Below are 16,028 nucleotides of genomic sequence, written 5' to 3' on the forward strand. Positions count from 1 at the left end.
ATGTGGATCGGCAGCAAGTTTTTAAATCGCGAAGAAAGAGCGGAAAGGATTGCGATCGTAAAAGATCGCCTTTCTTCTCTTTTAGATCTTTACGAATCGGGAAACGCAAGCGAATACCATATCGATATGATGATGCGGGAGAAAAACGAACTCGTTCGACTAGAGCGCGTTCACCGCGCCGAAGTAGATAACGCATTCTTTACGATGGAATATCTATCGGATCAATGCAACCCTGAAAATGACGATAATATTATTCAAAATTCTGACGATGGTACACCGCATCAAGGTCTTGACGAAATGGCGGGAATACATCGCGAGTTCTTCGGATTATGTGACGATGTAGACGCGGGAACAGGTACAAACCTAGCGATCGCCGCGCCTCGTGGACACTCGAAGTCGGGTATCTTCTCGAATGCGTACGTATTGAAGGGCTTAGTATTTCGTCAGTTATCGCATCGTTACATACTAGTAATTTCGGAAACCGACGATCTATCGAAAAAGTTGATCGGGTGGTGTAATAAGCAGCTTAAATTCAATAAGAAGCTGATCGAGGACTTCGGATTACTTCTATATGAAAACCCAATGGCAAACGAACGCGATAATGAGTCTTCTTTCATTACGCGAGCGAATCAATTAGTCGAGGCGAGTTCATCAGGGAAGCAATTACGTGGTAAACGTCACGGCGCGCTGAGACCGACAACGTGCGTGGTCGATGATCCATCATCTATGAATAACGAAGGTACTAAAGAAGCTCGACAAAAGCTGATCGACTGGTATAACGCCGTTGTATTACCGATCGGCGGGAAAACTACGAATCACATTCTAGTAGGTACGATGGTTTCTGCGACTGGATTACTAGCGCACGTATTAAAGCGCCGAGATTTCCGACCGTGTTTCTATGATGCGATCGTTTCCGAGCCAAAATTTCCGAAGATGTGGGAAGAGTACATCGATAAATACCTGCATGGTACGGACGGCGAGGCCGAAGAGTTTTACGAAAAGAATAAAACTGCGATGATGCTAGGCGTTGAAACCGCGTGGGAATGGCGTTGGACGTATAAAGCGTTAATGGAGCGTAAAGCGAATATGGGTACGAAGACGTTTAACTCAGAGTATCGAAATCGCGCATTTAGCGAAGATGAAAAGTTCTTCTTTACGGATCAATTCGGGTATTACGTATACGACTTCGATCACTTCACGGGCGAAAGAGCCTGCGTATACGACGGGGAAACGTATAGACTACGCGATATGTCAATATCGGCCGCGTGGGATATCGCAATGGGTAAAAGCGCCCGCTCGTGTTACAACTCGTTAGTAATAACGGGACGTCACGAAGCGTCAGGGCGTATTTTTGTGTTGGACGAGTATGCAACCAAAGAGCCGCCGCACAAGTTCATGAAGGGCATTATCGATCGTGTGCGAGCATATCGACCAAACCTACTCGTCGTCGAGACGATCAACGCGCAGCACGAGTTCTACCGTCAATTACAAGAAGAGTTGCCACGTCAGGGATTGTATTCTACGAAAGTAATCGACGTTAAAGGGCACAAGTCTTCGAAAGAGCAGCGCATCGAGTCACTAGAGCCGTATTGTGTTAACAAAACGTTGATCTTTAATAGACATCACAAACTATTACTAGATCAGCTAGACGCATATCCTTACGGTGACTATGTAGATTCTGCCGACGCCCTTCAAATGTCTGTAGAGCACGTCGCACGTCCACGATCCGTTATGCGAGATAAGCCTATTTGGTTATAGTCTAGCGTTTATGTACATGTAGGGAAGATACGCCTTCGGGCGGTCTTCCCTAACATGAAAATCGGAGGTTGTTAAATATGGCAAAAATCAAAGCATCTTACGTTAATCATAACAATGTTCTTAAATTACCGAAACGACCGTTAAAAGTCTACCTGGCATCGCCGTTCTTCAATGACGAAGAGATCGAATGCGTTGCATTCGTAGAAAAGGTATTACGCGATAAAGGCCTAGAAGTATTTAGCCCTCGCGAACATCAAAATGAACATTTAGAATTCGGATCGGTAGAGTGGCGAAAAGCTACGTATTTAAACGACTGTCACGAGATCTTAAAGTGCGATATCGTTGTCGCAGTTCATTCGACTGATAGCGGCACAAACTGGGAACTAGGAGCAGCATCGGCCGTACAACGTCCAGTAATCTTATTCGACGATAATACGGATCTACCACGAAATATCATGTTAACCGAATCATGTTATGCATTCTTAGAAGGTCGCGAAGCATTAGAGAAGTATAACTTCGATGTACATGTTCACGAACTGGAAAAGGTGTACTACGAAGGCACGGTTATTTAATTGCAGCGCTCTATAAGGGCGCTCTTTTATTTATATAGGAGGCGATAGAATGACGAATCATAATTTTCATGACAAGCACGATAGCACACAAGAAACGGAATTCAAACCGAATGACACCTTATTCGAAGTCGGGAAGCTATTTCCGCCGACGGACGATCTAGAGCGTCTAGCAGATTACGAGACAGGTAAGCGACTGTATGAAGGAGAATTCAAAACGCTACCTAAGCGAGCGCAGGAAATGTTAAAGGATACACCGCACGCAGAACGATTAAATTCGTTATATCTAGCGGTCAATCTTCTCGACATTATCGTCCACAAGCCCGCTGATCTTATGTTTAACGAAGATCCAACGTTCGAAAGTGGCCTAGATCCCGATTCGATCGAGCAGCAGCGATTATCCGCAATCGTAGAAGAGAACGATCTTTCTGCGTTAGGTCAAGAATTAGTCGTGGGCGCAGGTTTCCGAGGGGATTCGTTCATTAAGACGTATTTCTCATACCGTCAAGACTTTAGCGAACTTCCGTACATTCCGAAGGGCGTCGAAATGGAAGCGATCATCGAGTCGCAAGATCCATCGACTGTATTCCCTGAGTTAGCGCGAGGATCAAAGAAGAAATTCAAGGCCGTAAATATTGCGGCGATCGAATGGGTTATACAAAAGGACGGAAGCGAAACGCCATATCTGAATGTAGAACGCCATATCGCAGGATACATTCATTATAGAAGATTCCGACTATCCTCGAAACCCAACATCATTACGAAGTACGGCATTAATCAGCCACAATATGAGATTTTAGACGAAGTACACGAAGGTTTCAGAGTAGTAGAAACGGGCGTACCTATGATCCTAGTACGACATATTCCGTACAAGGCAACCGATACACACTGGCGAGGCATTAGTACAACGAAGAAAGTCAAATCGTTAATCTATGCGATCAATGACCGCTTAACTCAGATCGACTATATCTTAATGAAACATAGCGATCCTACCGCATACGGCGTAGACTTACAAAACGTCAATCTTACGTGGGGTGGCCGTTATATTCCAGTAAGAGACGGAGAAGTCGCACCCGCTTATATGACGTGGGACGGAAAGCTAACAGACGCGTTCAAGCAACTAGAGACGTTAATCAATCTAGTTTTCCAAATCTCAGAGACGCCACAATGGTTATTCGGTACATCGATCGGTAACGTCGGCGGGACTGGGACGTCACATACGGACGGTTCAGCGATCAAAGCAAGATTTATGCCGATCCTATCGAAAGTCAAACGTGTTCGTACGAACGTAGACCGTGCTTTCAGAGACTCGTTATATTGCGCCCAGTTACTAGAGAACTACGCAAACGAAGGATCATTCGAGCATTACGAAGCGATTTACCCGAAAATCAGATGGAGAGACGGATTGCCTGCGAACGAGAAAGAGCAAGCGGAAATCATGCAGATCCGTACTGGTGGTCTTCCTACGATCGATCGATTAACTGCTATCAAAGAAATGGATAGTCTAGACGACATTCAAGCGAAGGCCGTAGTCGATAGAATTCTAGAAGATGAAAAAGCGTTAAAGCCTGCAACGCCTAACGTCTTCAACGAAGAAAGCGAAATCGAACTAGATCTTCCAATGAATGAAGAGGACGAAAAAGTAAATGAATGATAAGCGAATCGAGCCGTCTTACGTATATAACGTTGGGCGGCTTGTCCGCATTTATAGACGGGCATTACAGAACATGCAGGCACAAATCGATCAGATGGAAATCGCTGATCTGAATAGAGCGACTGGAATTGCACTTATGCATAATATTCAATTAGAGCTTATCAAGGTAGACAAAGAAGCGGCCGAGTGGATCAAAGAAAATGTCCCACTTGCTGCGAAAGAGGGAATCGCACAAACGCTACATGCGCTAGGATACGCGGACACGATCGAAGCTGCCTATCGAATTGCTCGATTTAGTCAGACAAACGCAGATATGGCACGAGTAGCAGCAGCGGACACGATGAAAAACGTTCTTGCGATTACCGATAACATGGCTACGGAAATGCAGCGAGGTATACGCGCCGTATCAGCCGAGTTTATAGCGACAGGGATCGCAACGTCTCGTAATTCTACCGTTATGTCGGATCAGATGAAAGAAAAGATCAACGAGCTAAAGCAGCAACTTAAAGATTGCGTTGATACTGGGATCATCGACAAGGGCGGTCGCCGTTGGTCGGTCGAGCACTATACGGAAATGCTAGCGCGTACGAAACTAACTGAGATCCAAAAACAAGCTACGGAAAACGAGGCGATCAGTCGAGGCGCTTATTATGCGACGATCTCATTCAACGGATCTACAAAAGATGCGTGTCGATTCCATCAAGGGCGGATCATTAAACTAAAGGCCGAAGCCGAAGGGTCATACCCCACGTACGACGAGTTGAAAGCAACAGGGCAGATTTTCCATCCGAATTGCAAACATCATATCGTGCCGTTTCGTGATTACGACAAACTAGACGATCACTCGAAGGAACTTGCGAAAAGGCAGCAGATTATCGGAGAAGCTGCGGAAAAAGCAGGCGGACGCGATCCAAATTTAAGAAATGAAGAAAAAAGTTAAAAAGTTTACGCAAAGTATACAACAAACGATCGATTAGTCGTACCTATAGTATGAGGAAAGAGATAAGAAACAAGCCTTACGACGGGGTTAAGCATCAGAATTTATAACCGACGGGTTTAAAACGGGGGTATCAGAATGACAGAGAAATTAGATAACCAAACTCACGAAGAGGAAATCAAAGAAGAAATCAAAACGGACGAGCTTAAAGACGACGAAAAAGTTGTCACACTAAAGCAATCCGAACTAGACGCACTTATCGTACGTAATAAGAACAAGGTAAAAGAAAAGTTCGCAGATTACGACGAATTAAAAGCGAAAGCAGAAGCGGCAGATCAAGCAGCCGACGAAGCACGTCTCGCAAAACTGGACGAGCTAGAAAAGGCGAGAGAGATTGCAGCGAAGAAAGACGAAGAGATCGCAGCAGCACAAGCACGCATCGCAGCATTAGAGAAGGCGGATCGTGACATGAAAGTGACGAACGCATTCAACGCAGCAGCGAAAGCAGCAAACATTCCCGAAGAGTATTTACAAGATGCTCGAATGTTAGCGGGCGTTAATGACGAAACGGAAGTCGAAAAGATTGCCGAGATCGTCGAAAAGCTAGCGAAAGATCGCCCTTACTTAGTTAAGGAAAAAGAAGTAAAGCAGAAGGAAATCGGCGGCGCTTCGAATGGTGCGAAGAAACCACTCGAAAAGACTGACGAGCAAATTCTAGAAGAGTTAGCGGCAAATGTTCGCCGTTACGGTCGCATCGAAGATAAGGTCAAGTATGCGCAAATGAAAAAGAAGTTAGGGCGTTAAGCCTTTAACATAAATCACAAATCAAATCAAGTCGCCTTTTGTGGGCGGCTTTTTCTATTACAAAAATATCAGGGGGTTTTATAAATGACAAAGATCTATACAGAGGACTTAGTAGGAAAGAAAGAATCGGTAGTAGATGAATTTTTACTATTAAATCCACTACAAACACCAATGTTAAACCTAATTCAATTCGGTAGCCCAGTAACGAACGTCGAGCACGTATGGTTCGAAGATGAAATGTTCGCACAAGAGAGCGCATTGACAAAAGCTCTAACTGCTGACGACACAACTGTAGAAGTAGAAAGCGGCGAAGCATTCCGATCTCGTCAAGTAATTCGTATCGGCGAAGAGTTGATCTTAGTAGCTAAAGTCGAAGGCGAGAAGTTAACAGTAGTTCGTGGTTACGCTGATACTGCTGCGGGTACTGCGGAAGTAGGCGAAGTGGTAGAAGTAATGTTCGTAGAGGGTGAAGAAGGATCAGACGCTCGCGACGGTCGTCACAAACCACGTAAGCGCGTATCTAATATTACGCAAATCTTCGACGAAACTGTAGAAATCACAGGTACGGCAATGGCAGTCGCTCAATATGGCGTTGACAACGAGTACGAAAAAGAGAAACAAAAGAAACAACTAGAATTAGCGCTAGCATTAGAAAAAGCGGTAATCAACGGTATCAAGTACGAGCAAGGTAACAAACGTATGATGCGCGGTATTCGCTCATTCATCGAAACAAACGTTATCCCTGCGGGTGGTGCTGCGATTTCTGACGAGCACTTAATCGATGCTTTCCGCATGATCTTCGAAGCGGGCGGTTTCAATCAAGGCGGTAACTACAAGATCGTAGTAGGCGCTACGCAAAAGATCGCGATCTCACAATTCGGCAATGCTCAAATCCGTTTAACTCGTCAAGATAACGGACGCGGACAAGTAGTAGACCACTACGTATCTGACTTCGGTAACGCTGAGATCTTATTAAATAACAACATGCCTGCGGGTGAGGTATTAATCATTGATGCAAACCGTATCGAGATATCCGTCCACTACAAACGCGTGAATTCGCTCACACTTACTTAGGTAAGAAAGGCGATTACATGCAAGGTATGATCGTCGGCGAGTACACGCTAGAGTTCTTACAAGAAGCGGCACACGCTAAAATCGTAGGTCTTGCGACTGGCAAGAAAGCACCTGCTAAAGCAACTACGGCACGCGCAGCAGCTAAAAAATAATCGAAACTGATCGGCTAGGGCTTCGGCTCTAGTCGCCTTTTCGTATACGGGAGGTCGTGATAGATGGATAGAATTGCAGCAGCAACGGAACACATCGACGCTTACGTAATTAGTAACGAAGATTGGCACGATGCCGACGAAGCAAAGAAAGTTCGCCTTATGAATGCGGCAGGTAGGACGCTAGAAAAGAAATTCAAGGGAAATACGATCCCCGACAAAGCAGTTTACGAATTCGCTGCGTACCTAGCTATCGTTTACAATGACACGAACAAGATGCAGCAACAAGGAATCGCATCATTCAGCGTTACAGGCGTAGGTTCTTTCACGTTCAAAGAAAACAATGTATCTAGTGCGGTAGGGCAATCGCTAAAGGATCTTATACCTGACAGTGTAGTAGAGCTTATCGAAGAAGTAAACGACGATCTACACGTATCGGGTCGAAATGTGGGGTGGCTTACATAATGGCAATCGTACCATTAAAACAAACAGTCACTAGACGAAGGGCGGTCGGAGATCTCGATATATGGGGAAAGCCCGAAAGGATTGAAGAAACCGAACTTACATGTCGTGCGGTCGAGGGATCGCACACCACAACGGATCGAAATAGTCAAATGCACGGCGCAACAATCGTTGTCGATCTGAAATTATTGCTAGACAAGCTAGCTGATATCGGTTACGAAGATGAAATTGAGTACGTCAACGAAGCAGGAACGATTTACAAAGGTAATCCGAAAAACATTACAATTCAGCGGGATTTCACAGGTAATCCGTTGCTGACGGTGGTGTTTATTTAATGGCAGGGTTCACAATCGATTTTAGCAGCTTCGACGGAAATATGAATCGGATCACAAACGACGTTAAACATTCGACTAAACAAGCTATGCAGGATTGCGTAGATGATCTCGCTAGGATCTCGTCAAATATTGCGCCTATCGATACGAGCAGTCTACGTAAATCACATAAAAAGACCGTCAAACAACAAGGCGATCAAGTAATCGGAGAAGTTTCGTTCTCGGCATTCGGACGCGGTAATTTTAATTACGCAATAGCCATGCACGAATGGTCGTATACGCCGAGTTCTACGGGATCTTTTAACGGTTATGCGGTCGGTAGTAAGTATTTAGAGCGACCACTTAAAGGCGAGTCACAAAAGTACTTACAGTGGTTGGGCGAAGGTGTTCAGAAAGGATTGAGGTAGTATGCGAGCACAAGACGTCAGGACGTACGTCGATTCGATCATACCGAATACATACTACGCCTACACATATCCTACGAAGTCGAAAGACGAATGCGTCTTAATCGTACTACATGGCGGAATGCCTACACGAGAGACGGGTGTAAGGCAGCCGACACTACAATTCTTAGTGCGTGGGAACGTTGGCGATGTGGCAACGGCAGAAACGAAAGCGTACGAGTTGTACGAAGAATTCAAGTATAAAAAAGACGTTATGATCGGCGATTGGTCGGTCTCGAAAATACAAGCATTACAATCCCAACCAATATGGACGGGAACGGACGAAGCGAAACGTCCTATCTTTTCGCTAAACTTTCAACTAACTATCAGGGGGTAATAATTATGGCTAAATCAAACACAATCAATGTACCGATCGGTGCTGCAATCGTAGAATACGGTGAAGGACAAGACATGGTTAAATTCGATATCACGAAAGGCGGTATCTCATTCGGCGTATCTACATCAGTACAAGAGGTTACAGTCGATCAATACGGTGAAACGCCCGTAAAGTCTATCATGAAAGGACGTAAGGCTGAGACGACAGTACCATTCGCATTACACGATCTAAAACGATTATCAAAAGTAATGCCAAACTCTAAATTCGTAGAAAACGGCGATAAGCAAGCGTTGTTCGTATCTGCGCAAGCGGGATTCGATATGTTATCGACTGCGAAGAAAATGGTTATTAAACCGACTGCGCCTGACACTACGCCGAATGACTGGATCACTGTACCAAACGCAGCGGCGTCAGCTGATCCTGATTACACGTACGATCCTGACAACGAGCGTATCGCGAACATTACGTTCAATGCGTTCCCTGAGGCGGACGGCACTCTATATATCTTAGGTGACGAAACTGTCAAGGAAAAAGAAACGGTAAAGGCTTCCGTAACTAAATAAGCACGATAAATCAGGACTAGGGCTACGGCTCTAGTCTTTTTTGTCGTTTATCGGCGTTTATGTTCTTGTAAAGCACATTTTTTGTGTTTCGTCAAACTTGACAAGGAGGAAGATATATGCTTAGAAAAATCACCAATGTTTTTACAAAGAAAGAAGCGAGTAAGGCGATGTTAGCGCCTGACACGTTAACGCTAGGTATGAAGAAGGTTCGTATCAGAAAGGTTACGCCGAAAGAGTTCAAAGAGCTGATCGCCGTATCGGGTAACGTTCCGAATCTAATTATTCAAGTAATTAACGCACCTGCGGATCAGTACGCTGCATATGCGATCGCGGCCGTAGAAGCTGCGACAGACGACTTCGTAACGATCACTTCGCAATTAACGGGTATCGATGTTGAATACCTGCAAGGCGAAGCGGGAATGTCGGAGATCGTAGAATACCTCGTACAAATGGTTAAATACAACGATCTAGAGCGTATGGTAAAAAACCTGATAAGCCTGTTACCAAAAGCAAAGAAGACGGAGGAAGCGACGGAGACGATCGAGGCTACGACGGAAGCCTAGACGATCCCTTCGAAGATTTCCTTCTCGAAATGGCTTCGGTAATGGGCGTTACACAAAGACAGATCGAAGAAGACTATTACCTTATCGATCTTGCTGCGTATGCTGAGAAATCAAGAAATCGAAAAGCTGCGCGCAAACTGGATCTACTAACGATCATAAATGCTAGAAACCTAGAGCAAAAAGAGTACCGCGAATTAATCCGCACATGGACGAGAGAAGCGGGAATCAAACTGAAAACAGAAAAGTTCAATCGTAGCAAATTCGAAGAGCTACGAGCACTATCGTAAAGGAGCGTGATTGTATGGCAGCAAATGCAGGCGAAGTACGGGCGCGGCTCGTACTCGATAACGCTCAGTTTAGGCAGGGCGTAAGTCAAGCAAGACAAGATATGCAAGGATTAAATCAGAATGCGCAATCATCTTCGCAAGGCATGTCGGCTTTAAGTAAGGCGTCGGCGGCCGCAGGGGTTGCCGTAGTAGCTGCGGTCGGATCATCGGTTAAAGCAGCAGCAAACTTCGAGCAGTCAATGGCGAAGGTTAAAGCGATATCAGGAGCAACGGACGAAGAATTCAAGCAGTTAAACGCAACTGCGAAGCACTTAGGAGCGACGACGCAGTTCAGCGCCTCGCAAGCGGCGGACGGTCTGTCGTTCTTATCTTTAGCGGGATTCAGCGCAAAAGACTCGATCGACGCAATGCCTGCCGTTTTAAACTTAGCTGCGGCAGGTGCTATCGGATTAGGTGAGGCGGCGGACATATCCTCTAATATCATGACAGGGTTCGGAATTGCCGCCACTGATACAGGAAAAGCGGCGGACGTGTTAACGAAGACTTTCACGACTGCAAATACCGACATGAATCAATTAGGTATGGCGATGAAATACGTTGCACCAGTAGCGAAATCGTTAGGTTGGGATATTACCGACGCAGCGACGGCAGTAGCGAAAATGTCCGATGCAGGTATTCAAGGATCGCAAGCGGGTACGTCTTTACGTGCTGCGTTACTGTCATTAGCGAATCCGACGGGACAAACAGAAAAGGCGTTCAAGAAACTGGGGATTTCAGTAGTAGACGCAAACGGACAGTTTAAACCACTTCCCGAATTGATCGGTCATATTAGTTCGAAAATGGAAGGTATGACAGACGCACAAAAAACCGTAACGGCTGCGCAATTAGTAGGTACAGAAGCGTCGGCGGGATTCCTCGCATTAATCGATCAAGGTCAAGGATCGTTACAAGCGTACAAAACGGCGCTAGAACAATCGGGCGGAACTGCGGAACGTATTGCGAAGATCCAACAAGATACACTTGTCGGAGCATGGACGCAAGTTAAATCGGCTGCGGAAGGTTTAGCGATCGGAATCGGTGAGGCGTTATTACCTGCGTTTACTTCGTTAGCACAAGGCGCGACGGTTCTTATCGGAGCACTAGCCGAAATCGATCCACGATTCGTAGCGGCAGGTTTAGCGGCTGCGGGAACGGCTGCGGGGTTAATGATCTTCGTAACGAATATCGGTAAGGTCGTATCAGCATTAAACGTACTGCGTATCGCAATGGTTGCGAATCCATATACGTTAGCTATCGGAGCGGTAGCGGCTGCGGTCGGAGGTCTTACGTACATGCTATCAGGTGCGAAAAATGAGACCGAAGAGTACAAAGCAGTCAATATGGATACTTACCAATCGTTAGGCGAGCAGGCTAGATCGTTAGAACAAACTGCGACGGAATACGATAAGATGCGCGGAAAAGTAAAGCTATCTTCGGAAGAATTACTACGATATCGCGACTTACAAGAGGAAATTAAACGCGTCGAAGATCCTGCGACAAAACAAGCGTTACAAAAAGAGTTGGACGGATATACGAAAAAGGCAAAGGCCAACAACGACGAGATTAACAAAACTATCGGACTATCTGACGAGCTGATCGCAAAAGCACCAACCACGGCACAAGTATACAGTACAACAGGACAAGCTATCGCAGAAAATACGCAGGCGGCGAAGGAACTCGTAGCAGCGCTAAAAGAAAAGCAGCAGATCGAACTAGCGCAGCAGATCGCACAAGGCTATAAAAATCAAGTTAAAGATCTACAAGATTACAAGAAAGCCGTAGACGAAGGCAACGAGGCGATCAGTAGACGTAAGCAACTACAAAATAACGTAGACGAAATGCAAGTACGCGTTAATGAGCGTGAGAAAGAGTACAACAAGTACAAAGACGAAGGCAATAAATTAATGGCGCACTTCGCTAAAAACAAGTTAGAGAATGCTCAGAAGAGTCTCGAAGCTGCAAAGCAGGAGCAAGCGACAAACGAACAGACGTTACAACAATCGCGTGCTACATTGCAGGATCTACAGGAAAAGCAACGCGGTCTAGAAAACGCGGTACAGATTCGTATTAAAGAGGCGTTAGCAGCAGCAAACGTCGCAGCAGAATCAGGAAAAGAGATCGAAGCGCTCGACAAGGCTATCGCAGGGCATGAAAAGAAGTTAGCGTCGTTAGAAAAGGCGAAGAACTCGCAAGACGGGCTAAACGATAAGCAAAAGGAAGAGTACGAACACCACCTAAAATCGAAGGAAGCTGCGGAAAAGGCGAAGCAAGTTATCAGTGAAACTCGCGAGAATCACGCAAAAAATACCGAAGAGATCCAAAAGCAAAAAGAAGAGTACGGCAAACTTAACGAAGAGGCAGGAAAGCCCGTCGATAAAGAGGTCAATCTTAAAAAAGAGAAAGCCGAAGCCGATAACAAAAAGTTAGAAGAGGATATCAAGAAGAAGGCGGACAAAGAGGCGGGACTAGATCCGAAGAAAGCCGAAGAAGATAACGCCAAACTTAAAAAGAAAGTCGAAGAGAAGGCGGACAAGAAGGTCGGAGTCGATAAGAATGAGGCGGACAAGGGCGTCGCGGATCTCGATAAGAAAGCAGTAGCCGAAAAGGTTAAGAAGATCTTCGGCAATACGACGGCGGCTTCGTTATTAATCGATATGCTCGACTTGAAAGCGACCGCAGAAAAGACGAAGAAGGTCAAGGCGGATAAGTCGCAAGCCGATTCCGCAATCGCCGACACCGATCGCAAAGCCTTAGCGGAGAAAGTTAAGAAGATTCTCGGTGATGGTAAGCTCGCAGATGCGGTCATCAAAGTACTCGACCAACACGCGGAAAAGAAAGCGACGAAGCCAATCGACGCAGATACTTCGAACGCAGACAAGAAGCACGAATCGTTAATGAGTAAGATCACTAGGGCAGCAACGAAAACTATCAGCCTATCATGGTTGGGTGATTTATCCCCGTTAAAGTACTTCCATTCAGGCGGGACAGTCGGTGCATCACCTTCGAACAGATCTACGCGACCAAAGTTTCATAACGGCGGAAATCCCCGCGGACTAGTCGGGAGAAGCCCTCGTTTTGACGAAGTAGATGCGCGTCTACTTAAAAACGAAATGGTCTTAACACAAGCGCAGCAAGCGAATTTATTCAACTTTATTCGTACTGCGAATCGACCTACTACGGTAGCAGCGTTCGGACAGGGTAAACCGCAGCAAGGCGGCGGGGATCGTCGAGTAACGAATAACTTCCAAATCGCTGAATTACATGTGCGTGAAGAGGCGGACGTGGAGCGCATTGCAGCGGAATTAAAGCGCATGGAACGAGCGAAAGAAAGATCGAGGGGGAGATAGAATGTCATTCATCTATAGAGGACGACACGCAAGCAGATACATGTTAGTAAATACGATCGAGCGGGATCTACTACCGCAAAAAACCGCAAATCTATTAAAAGCGTCGGGTAAAATCGGCGCTTACGATTTCGGATCAGAAACGGACGTAATGCGTTATAACGTTGTCGCTACGATAACGGCAGATACGGAATTAGAGCGAGAAACGAAGCTAGATGACATTCGGCGTTGGTTAAACGTACCTGACGGCGAATTAATCTTCGATTTTAAGAATCACGTAAGTTACACGGCAAAGCTCGACGGATCAACGCCTATAACGCCAATCGGAACAAGCTGCATGATTCAATTCACATTACTATGTTCTGATCCAGTAGGTGACGGACTAGAGAAAGAATATAAGATAGAGCGCGGAAATATGAAAACCGAAGTCGTGAACGACGGAACGGCCGAAGCGTATCCGAACGTACGTATTACATTCGCCGAAGATACACCGACAGTTTCCGTTATCGGAAAGGATTATGCGGTAACTGCGGGACAAGCGCCTGACTACAATAAACAGACAGTTCCATACGAAGAGCGTGTTTTATACGACGAGCTGATCGATGTACGACAATGGACGGATGCGAGCGAGATTTACGACGGGATCGTGTACGGTACATTCGAAAGTAACGGCTATCTATTCCACCAAAAGGGGTGGGACTACGGCGGAAACAAAGACAAGCCCGAAGATCGCTTCGCAGGTTGGCACGGCGCATCTATGTATCGTAACATTCCTGAGCCGATCGATAACTTTATGGTCGAGCTGCATTCTACGTTTAGATCGTGGGATCGTCGAGATATGGGAAGAGTCGGATTCTACCTACTCGATCAGAACGGCCGCAAGTTCGGTAATGCGCATCTAAACGATGTTACATGGCTTAAAACGCAGCAGATTGCGACAGTTAAGTTCGGCGACAATAAGAACGGTATCGCGATGGTTTACGATCGCGGCGGCTTCGATGGGGTTTGGTCTGAATGGAATAACGGAATTATCCGATTCGGACGCAAAGAACGCAAGGGCTACGTTACATGGTTTACGTACTTTGCGTTACAAGATGCGAAAACAGGACGATTCCATACCGAACTATATCGAGAGTATGCGGATTACACAGGGCGCTATCTTAACAAATTAGCAGGCATACAACTCGAAACATCGGCGCTAGGTAATGGCGACAAACGCTACTACATGACGTTAGATCACGTCAACGTATACAAGTACAACGAGAATCAACGCGAGCAGGTTAACGATATGGCGTTTAAGCGAGGCGACACGTTAGAGGTCGATATGGCTTCGGCGTCTATCTACAAAAACGGAATTCTAGCAAATGATATGTTAGATCCGTCTAGTGATTTCTTTAGCATTCCGACGGGACGATCAGAGATTGCGATCTACCCACCATCGGCAGGAGAAACAAGCATCAAATTCACAAATCGATATCTATAACCTAAAAACGCGAGTCTGTCAAATTACGATAGGCTCGCGTTTATGTATATGTGGGGATTCCACGGAAAGGCGGGATAAAATGACAAACGATGTTAACAGCATGATTATCGTAACGGATCAATACGGAAGACAATTAACGATCCTTACGAATCACCTACCGAAGACGCCGCAGTTTTTCGAAGACGGCCACTTCGAGCAGTTAGACGGACTACTAACATATGAGTTTAGTACGCTAGCAAGCGATCCTGACACAAAACACTTAGTCGCAGGAAATAACGTAATCGTACGAAACAAAGATCGTAAGCTCATGTTATTTACGATTATTCGTACGGTAGAAGAGCGAAAAGACAACAAGTATGTGCGTCGAGTATTCGCAGAAAATGCGGCCGTAGATGATCTATACAACCATATCGTAGACGGTCAAGCACTAGTCGCAGTTACGGCGAAAGATGCAGCGGAGAAAGTACTAGCGGGTACAGGTTGGAAACTAGGTATCGTAGATTATGCGGGACTACAAAATGTCAATCTACACGAATATCCTACCGCACTAGCTGCGTTACATCAGATTCGCGATCAGTACGGTTTAGAAATGGAATTCACCGTTTCATTTATGGGTATGAAAGTGCGAGATCGTTTCGTACATCTAGTTAAGCGACGCGGTAACGTTACTGGGAAGCGATTCACGTACGGAAAGGATCTAACAGGCGTAACGCGAGAAGTAGATCGATCCGATATCGCAACCGCGATTATTCCAATCGGTAAAGCTGACGAGACAGGGAAGCGCCTGACGATCGAAGCATTCGAGAATATCCACGACGGCTATGTATCACCTAAAGGGCAGAAATGGGTAGGCGACGAACACGCGATGCAGCTATATGGAAAGAACGGAAAGCACCTATTCAAGCGCTTAGATTTAAATAGCGTGGATAATGAGTATGAGTTAATGAAAAAGGCAGTAGAAGAGCTAAAACGCGTTAAGCAGCCACGAGCAACATACGAAGTTAGCGTCTTATTACTGGAATCGTTAACGGGCTATGAGCACGAAAAGGTACGTCTAGGCGATACGATCTTAGTAAAAGATACAATGTTCGAGCCTGCTCTCGCAGTTAATGCGCGCGTTATCGCAATCTACCGATCATATACGAATCCTGCGAAAGACTACGTATTACTGGGCGAATTCGTACCGCTAGTGATCGATAAGAATAGACAAATCGAAGCGATTCAAGAAAC

General features: G+C 45.7%; 14 protein-coding genes and 2 pseudogenes. All 16 read left to right on the plus strand.

The window, feature by feature from the left end:
- The coding region (terL, locus tag AC0OM3_RS07280) for a phage terminase large subunit (RefSeq protein WP_080451004.1) at positions 1-1,758 on the plus strand (1,758 nt) is incomplete at its 5' end.
- 77 nt (positions 1,759-1,835) lie between these two features.
- Positions 1,836-2,330 (plus strand): nucleoside 2-deoxyribosyltransferase, encoded by a 495-nt coding sequence (locus tag AC0OM3_RS07285; protein ID WP_474211229.1) that lies wholly within the window; start codon positions 1,836-1,838, stop codon positions 2,328-2,330.
- A 970-nt stretch (positions 2,331-3,300) separates the two neighbouring features.
- Positions 3,301-3,981 (plus strand): phage portal protein, encoded by a 681-nt coding sequence (locus AC0OM3_RS07290; protein ID WP_226800216.1) that lies wholly within the window; start codon positions 3,301-3,303, stop codon positions 3,979-3,981.
- Positions 3,974-4,921, plus strand: a complete 948-nt coding sequence (locus AC0OM3_RS07295; RefSeq protein ID WP_474211230.1) for a phage minor capsid protein — start codon at positions 3,974-3,976, stop codon at positions 4,919-4,921. Before AC0OM3_RS07290 ends, AC0OM3_RS07295 begins: the two co-directional genes overlap by 8 nt.
- A 135-nt stretch (positions 4,922-5,056) precedes the next feature.
- A complete protein-coding gene (locus AC0OM3_RS07300) occupies positions 5,057-5,722 on the plus strand; it encodes a hypothetical protein (protein ID WP_474211231.1) in 666 nt (221 codons plus the stop codon).
- Positions 5,723-5,806: 84 nt separating this feature from the next.
- Positions 5,807-6,948 (plus strand): annotated as a pseudogene (locus AC0OM3_RS07305) (SU10 major capsid protein).
- A gap of 63 nt (positions 6,949-7,011) precedes the next feature.
- Positions 7,012-7,410, plus strand: coding sequence for a hypothetical protein (locus AC0OM3_RS07310; RefSeq protein ID WP_061655953.1), 399 nt, complete (start codon positions 7,012-7,014; stop codon positions 7,408-7,410).
- Positions 7,410-7,742: a hypothetical protein gene (locus tag AC0OM3_RS07315; protein ID WP_061655952.1), complete on the plus strand. Its 333-nt coding sequence runs from the start codon at positions 7,410-7,412 to the stop codon at positions 7,740-7,742. The genes AC0OM3_RS07310 and AC0OM3_RS07315 overlap by 1 nt, the downstream gene beginning before the upstream one ends.
- Positions 7,742-8,146, plus strand: coding sequence for a hypothetical protein (locus tag AC0OM3_RS07320; RefSeq protein ID WP_474211232.1), 405 nt, complete (start codon positions 7,742-7,744; stop codon positions 8,144-8,146). Before AC0OM3_RS07315 ends, AC0OM3_RS07320 begins: the two co-directional genes overlap by 1 nt.
- Position 8,147: 1 nt before the next feature.
- Positions 8,148-8,519, plus strand: a complete 372-nt coding sequence (locus AC0OM3_RS07325; protein ID WP_474211233.1) for a minor capsid protein — start codon at positions 8,148-8,150, stop codon at positions 8,517-8,519.
- 5 nt (positions 8,520-8,524) lie between these two features.
- Positions 8,525-9,082, plus strand: a complete 558-nt coding sequence (locus AC0OM3_RS07330; protein WP_474211234.1) for a hypothetical protein — start codon at positions 8,525-8,527, stop codon at positions 9,080-9,082.
- Positions 9,083-9,198: 116 nt separating this feature from the next.
- Positions 9,199-9,645 (plus strand): hypothetical protein, encoded by a 447-nt coding sequence (locus tag AC0OM3_RS07335; RefSeq protein ID WP_098605758.1) that lies wholly within the window; start codon positions 9,199-9,201, stop codon positions 9,643-9,645.
- 29 nt (positions 9,646-9,674) lie between these two features.
- Positions 9,675-9,932, plus strand: coding sequence for a hypothetical protein (locus AC0OM3_RS07340; RefSeq protein WP_474211235.1), 258 nt, complete (start codon positions 9,675-9,677; stop codon positions 9,930-9,932).
- Between the two features lie 14 nt (positions 9,933-9,946).
- Positions 9,947-13,318: a phage tail tape measure protein gene (locus tag AC0OM3_RS07345; RefSeq protein WP_474211236.1), complete on the plus strand. Its 3,372-nt coding sequence runs from the start codon at positions 9,947-9,949 to the stop codon at positions 13,316-13,318.
- A 1-nt stretch (position 13,319) separates the two neighbouring features.
- The gene (locus tag AC0OM3_RS07350; RefSeq protein WP_061654624.1) at positions 13,320-14,798 is read left to right on the plus strand and encodes a distal tail protein Dit; all 1,479 of its coding nucleotides are present in this window, start codon (positions 13,320-13,322) and stop codon (positions 14,796-14,798) included.
- Positions 14,799-14,898: 100 nt separating this feature from the next.
- A pseudogene (locus AC0OM3_RS07355) lies at positions 14,899-15,972 on the plus strand (phage tail spike protein); the annotation flags it as partial.
- Between the last annotated feature and the right edge of the window lie 56 nt (positions 15,973-16,028).

Source organism: Bacillus sp. FAU20, from assembly GCF_056033865.1.

Coding starts and splice junctions, on each gene's coding strand:
- AC0OM3_RS07320 (WP_474211232.1), top strand. CDS start 7,742: ATGGCAGGGTTCACAATCGATTTTAGCAGCTTCGACGGAAATATGAAT.
- AC0OM3_RS07330 (WP_474211234.1), top strand. CDS start 8,525: ATGGCTAAATCAAACACAATCAATGTACCGATCGGTGCTGCAATCGTA.
- AC0OM3_RS07335 (WP_098605758.1), top strand. CDS start 9,199: ATGCTTAGAAAAATCACCAATGTTTTTACAAAGAAAGAAGCGAGTAAG.
- AC0OM3_RS07295 (WP_474211230.1), top strand. CDS start 3,974: ATGAATGATAAGCGAATCGAGCCGTCTTACGTATATAACGTTGGGCGG.
- AC0OM3_RS07310 (WP_061655953.1), top strand. CDS start 7,012: ATGGATAGAATTGCAGCAGCAACGGAACACATCGACGCTTACGTAATT.
- AC0OM3_RS07340 (WP_474211235.1), top strand. CDS start 9,675: ATGGCTTCGGTAATGGGCGTTACACAAAGACAGATCGAAGAAGACTAT.
- AC0OM3_RS07300 (WP_474211231.1), top strand. CDS start 5,057: ATGACAGAGAAATTAGATAACCAAACTCACGAAGAGGAAATCAAAGAA.
- AC0OM3_RS07315 (WP_061655952.1), top strand. CDS start 7,410: ATGGCAATCGTACCATTAAAACAAACAGTCACTAGACGAAGGGCGGTC.
- AC0OM3_RS07350 (WP_061654624.1), top strand. CDS start 13,320: ATGTCATTCATCTATAGAGGACGACACGCAAGCAGATACATGTTAGTA.
- AC0OM3_RS07285 (WP_474211229.1), top strand. CDS start 1,836: ATGGCAAAAATCAAAGCATCTTACGTTAATCATAACAATGTTCTTAAA.
- AC0OM3_RS07325 (WP_474211233.1), top strand. CDS start 8,148: ATGCGAGCACAAGACGTCAGGACGTACGTCGATTCGATCATACCGAAT.
- AC0OM3_RS07345 (WP_474211236.1), top strand. CDS start 9,947: ATGGCAGCAAATGCAGGCGAAGTACGGGCGCGGCTCGTACTCGATAAC.
- AC0OM3_RS07290 (WP_226800216.1), top strand. CDS start 3,301: ATGAAACATAGCGATCCTACCGCATACGGCGTAGACTTACAAAACGTC.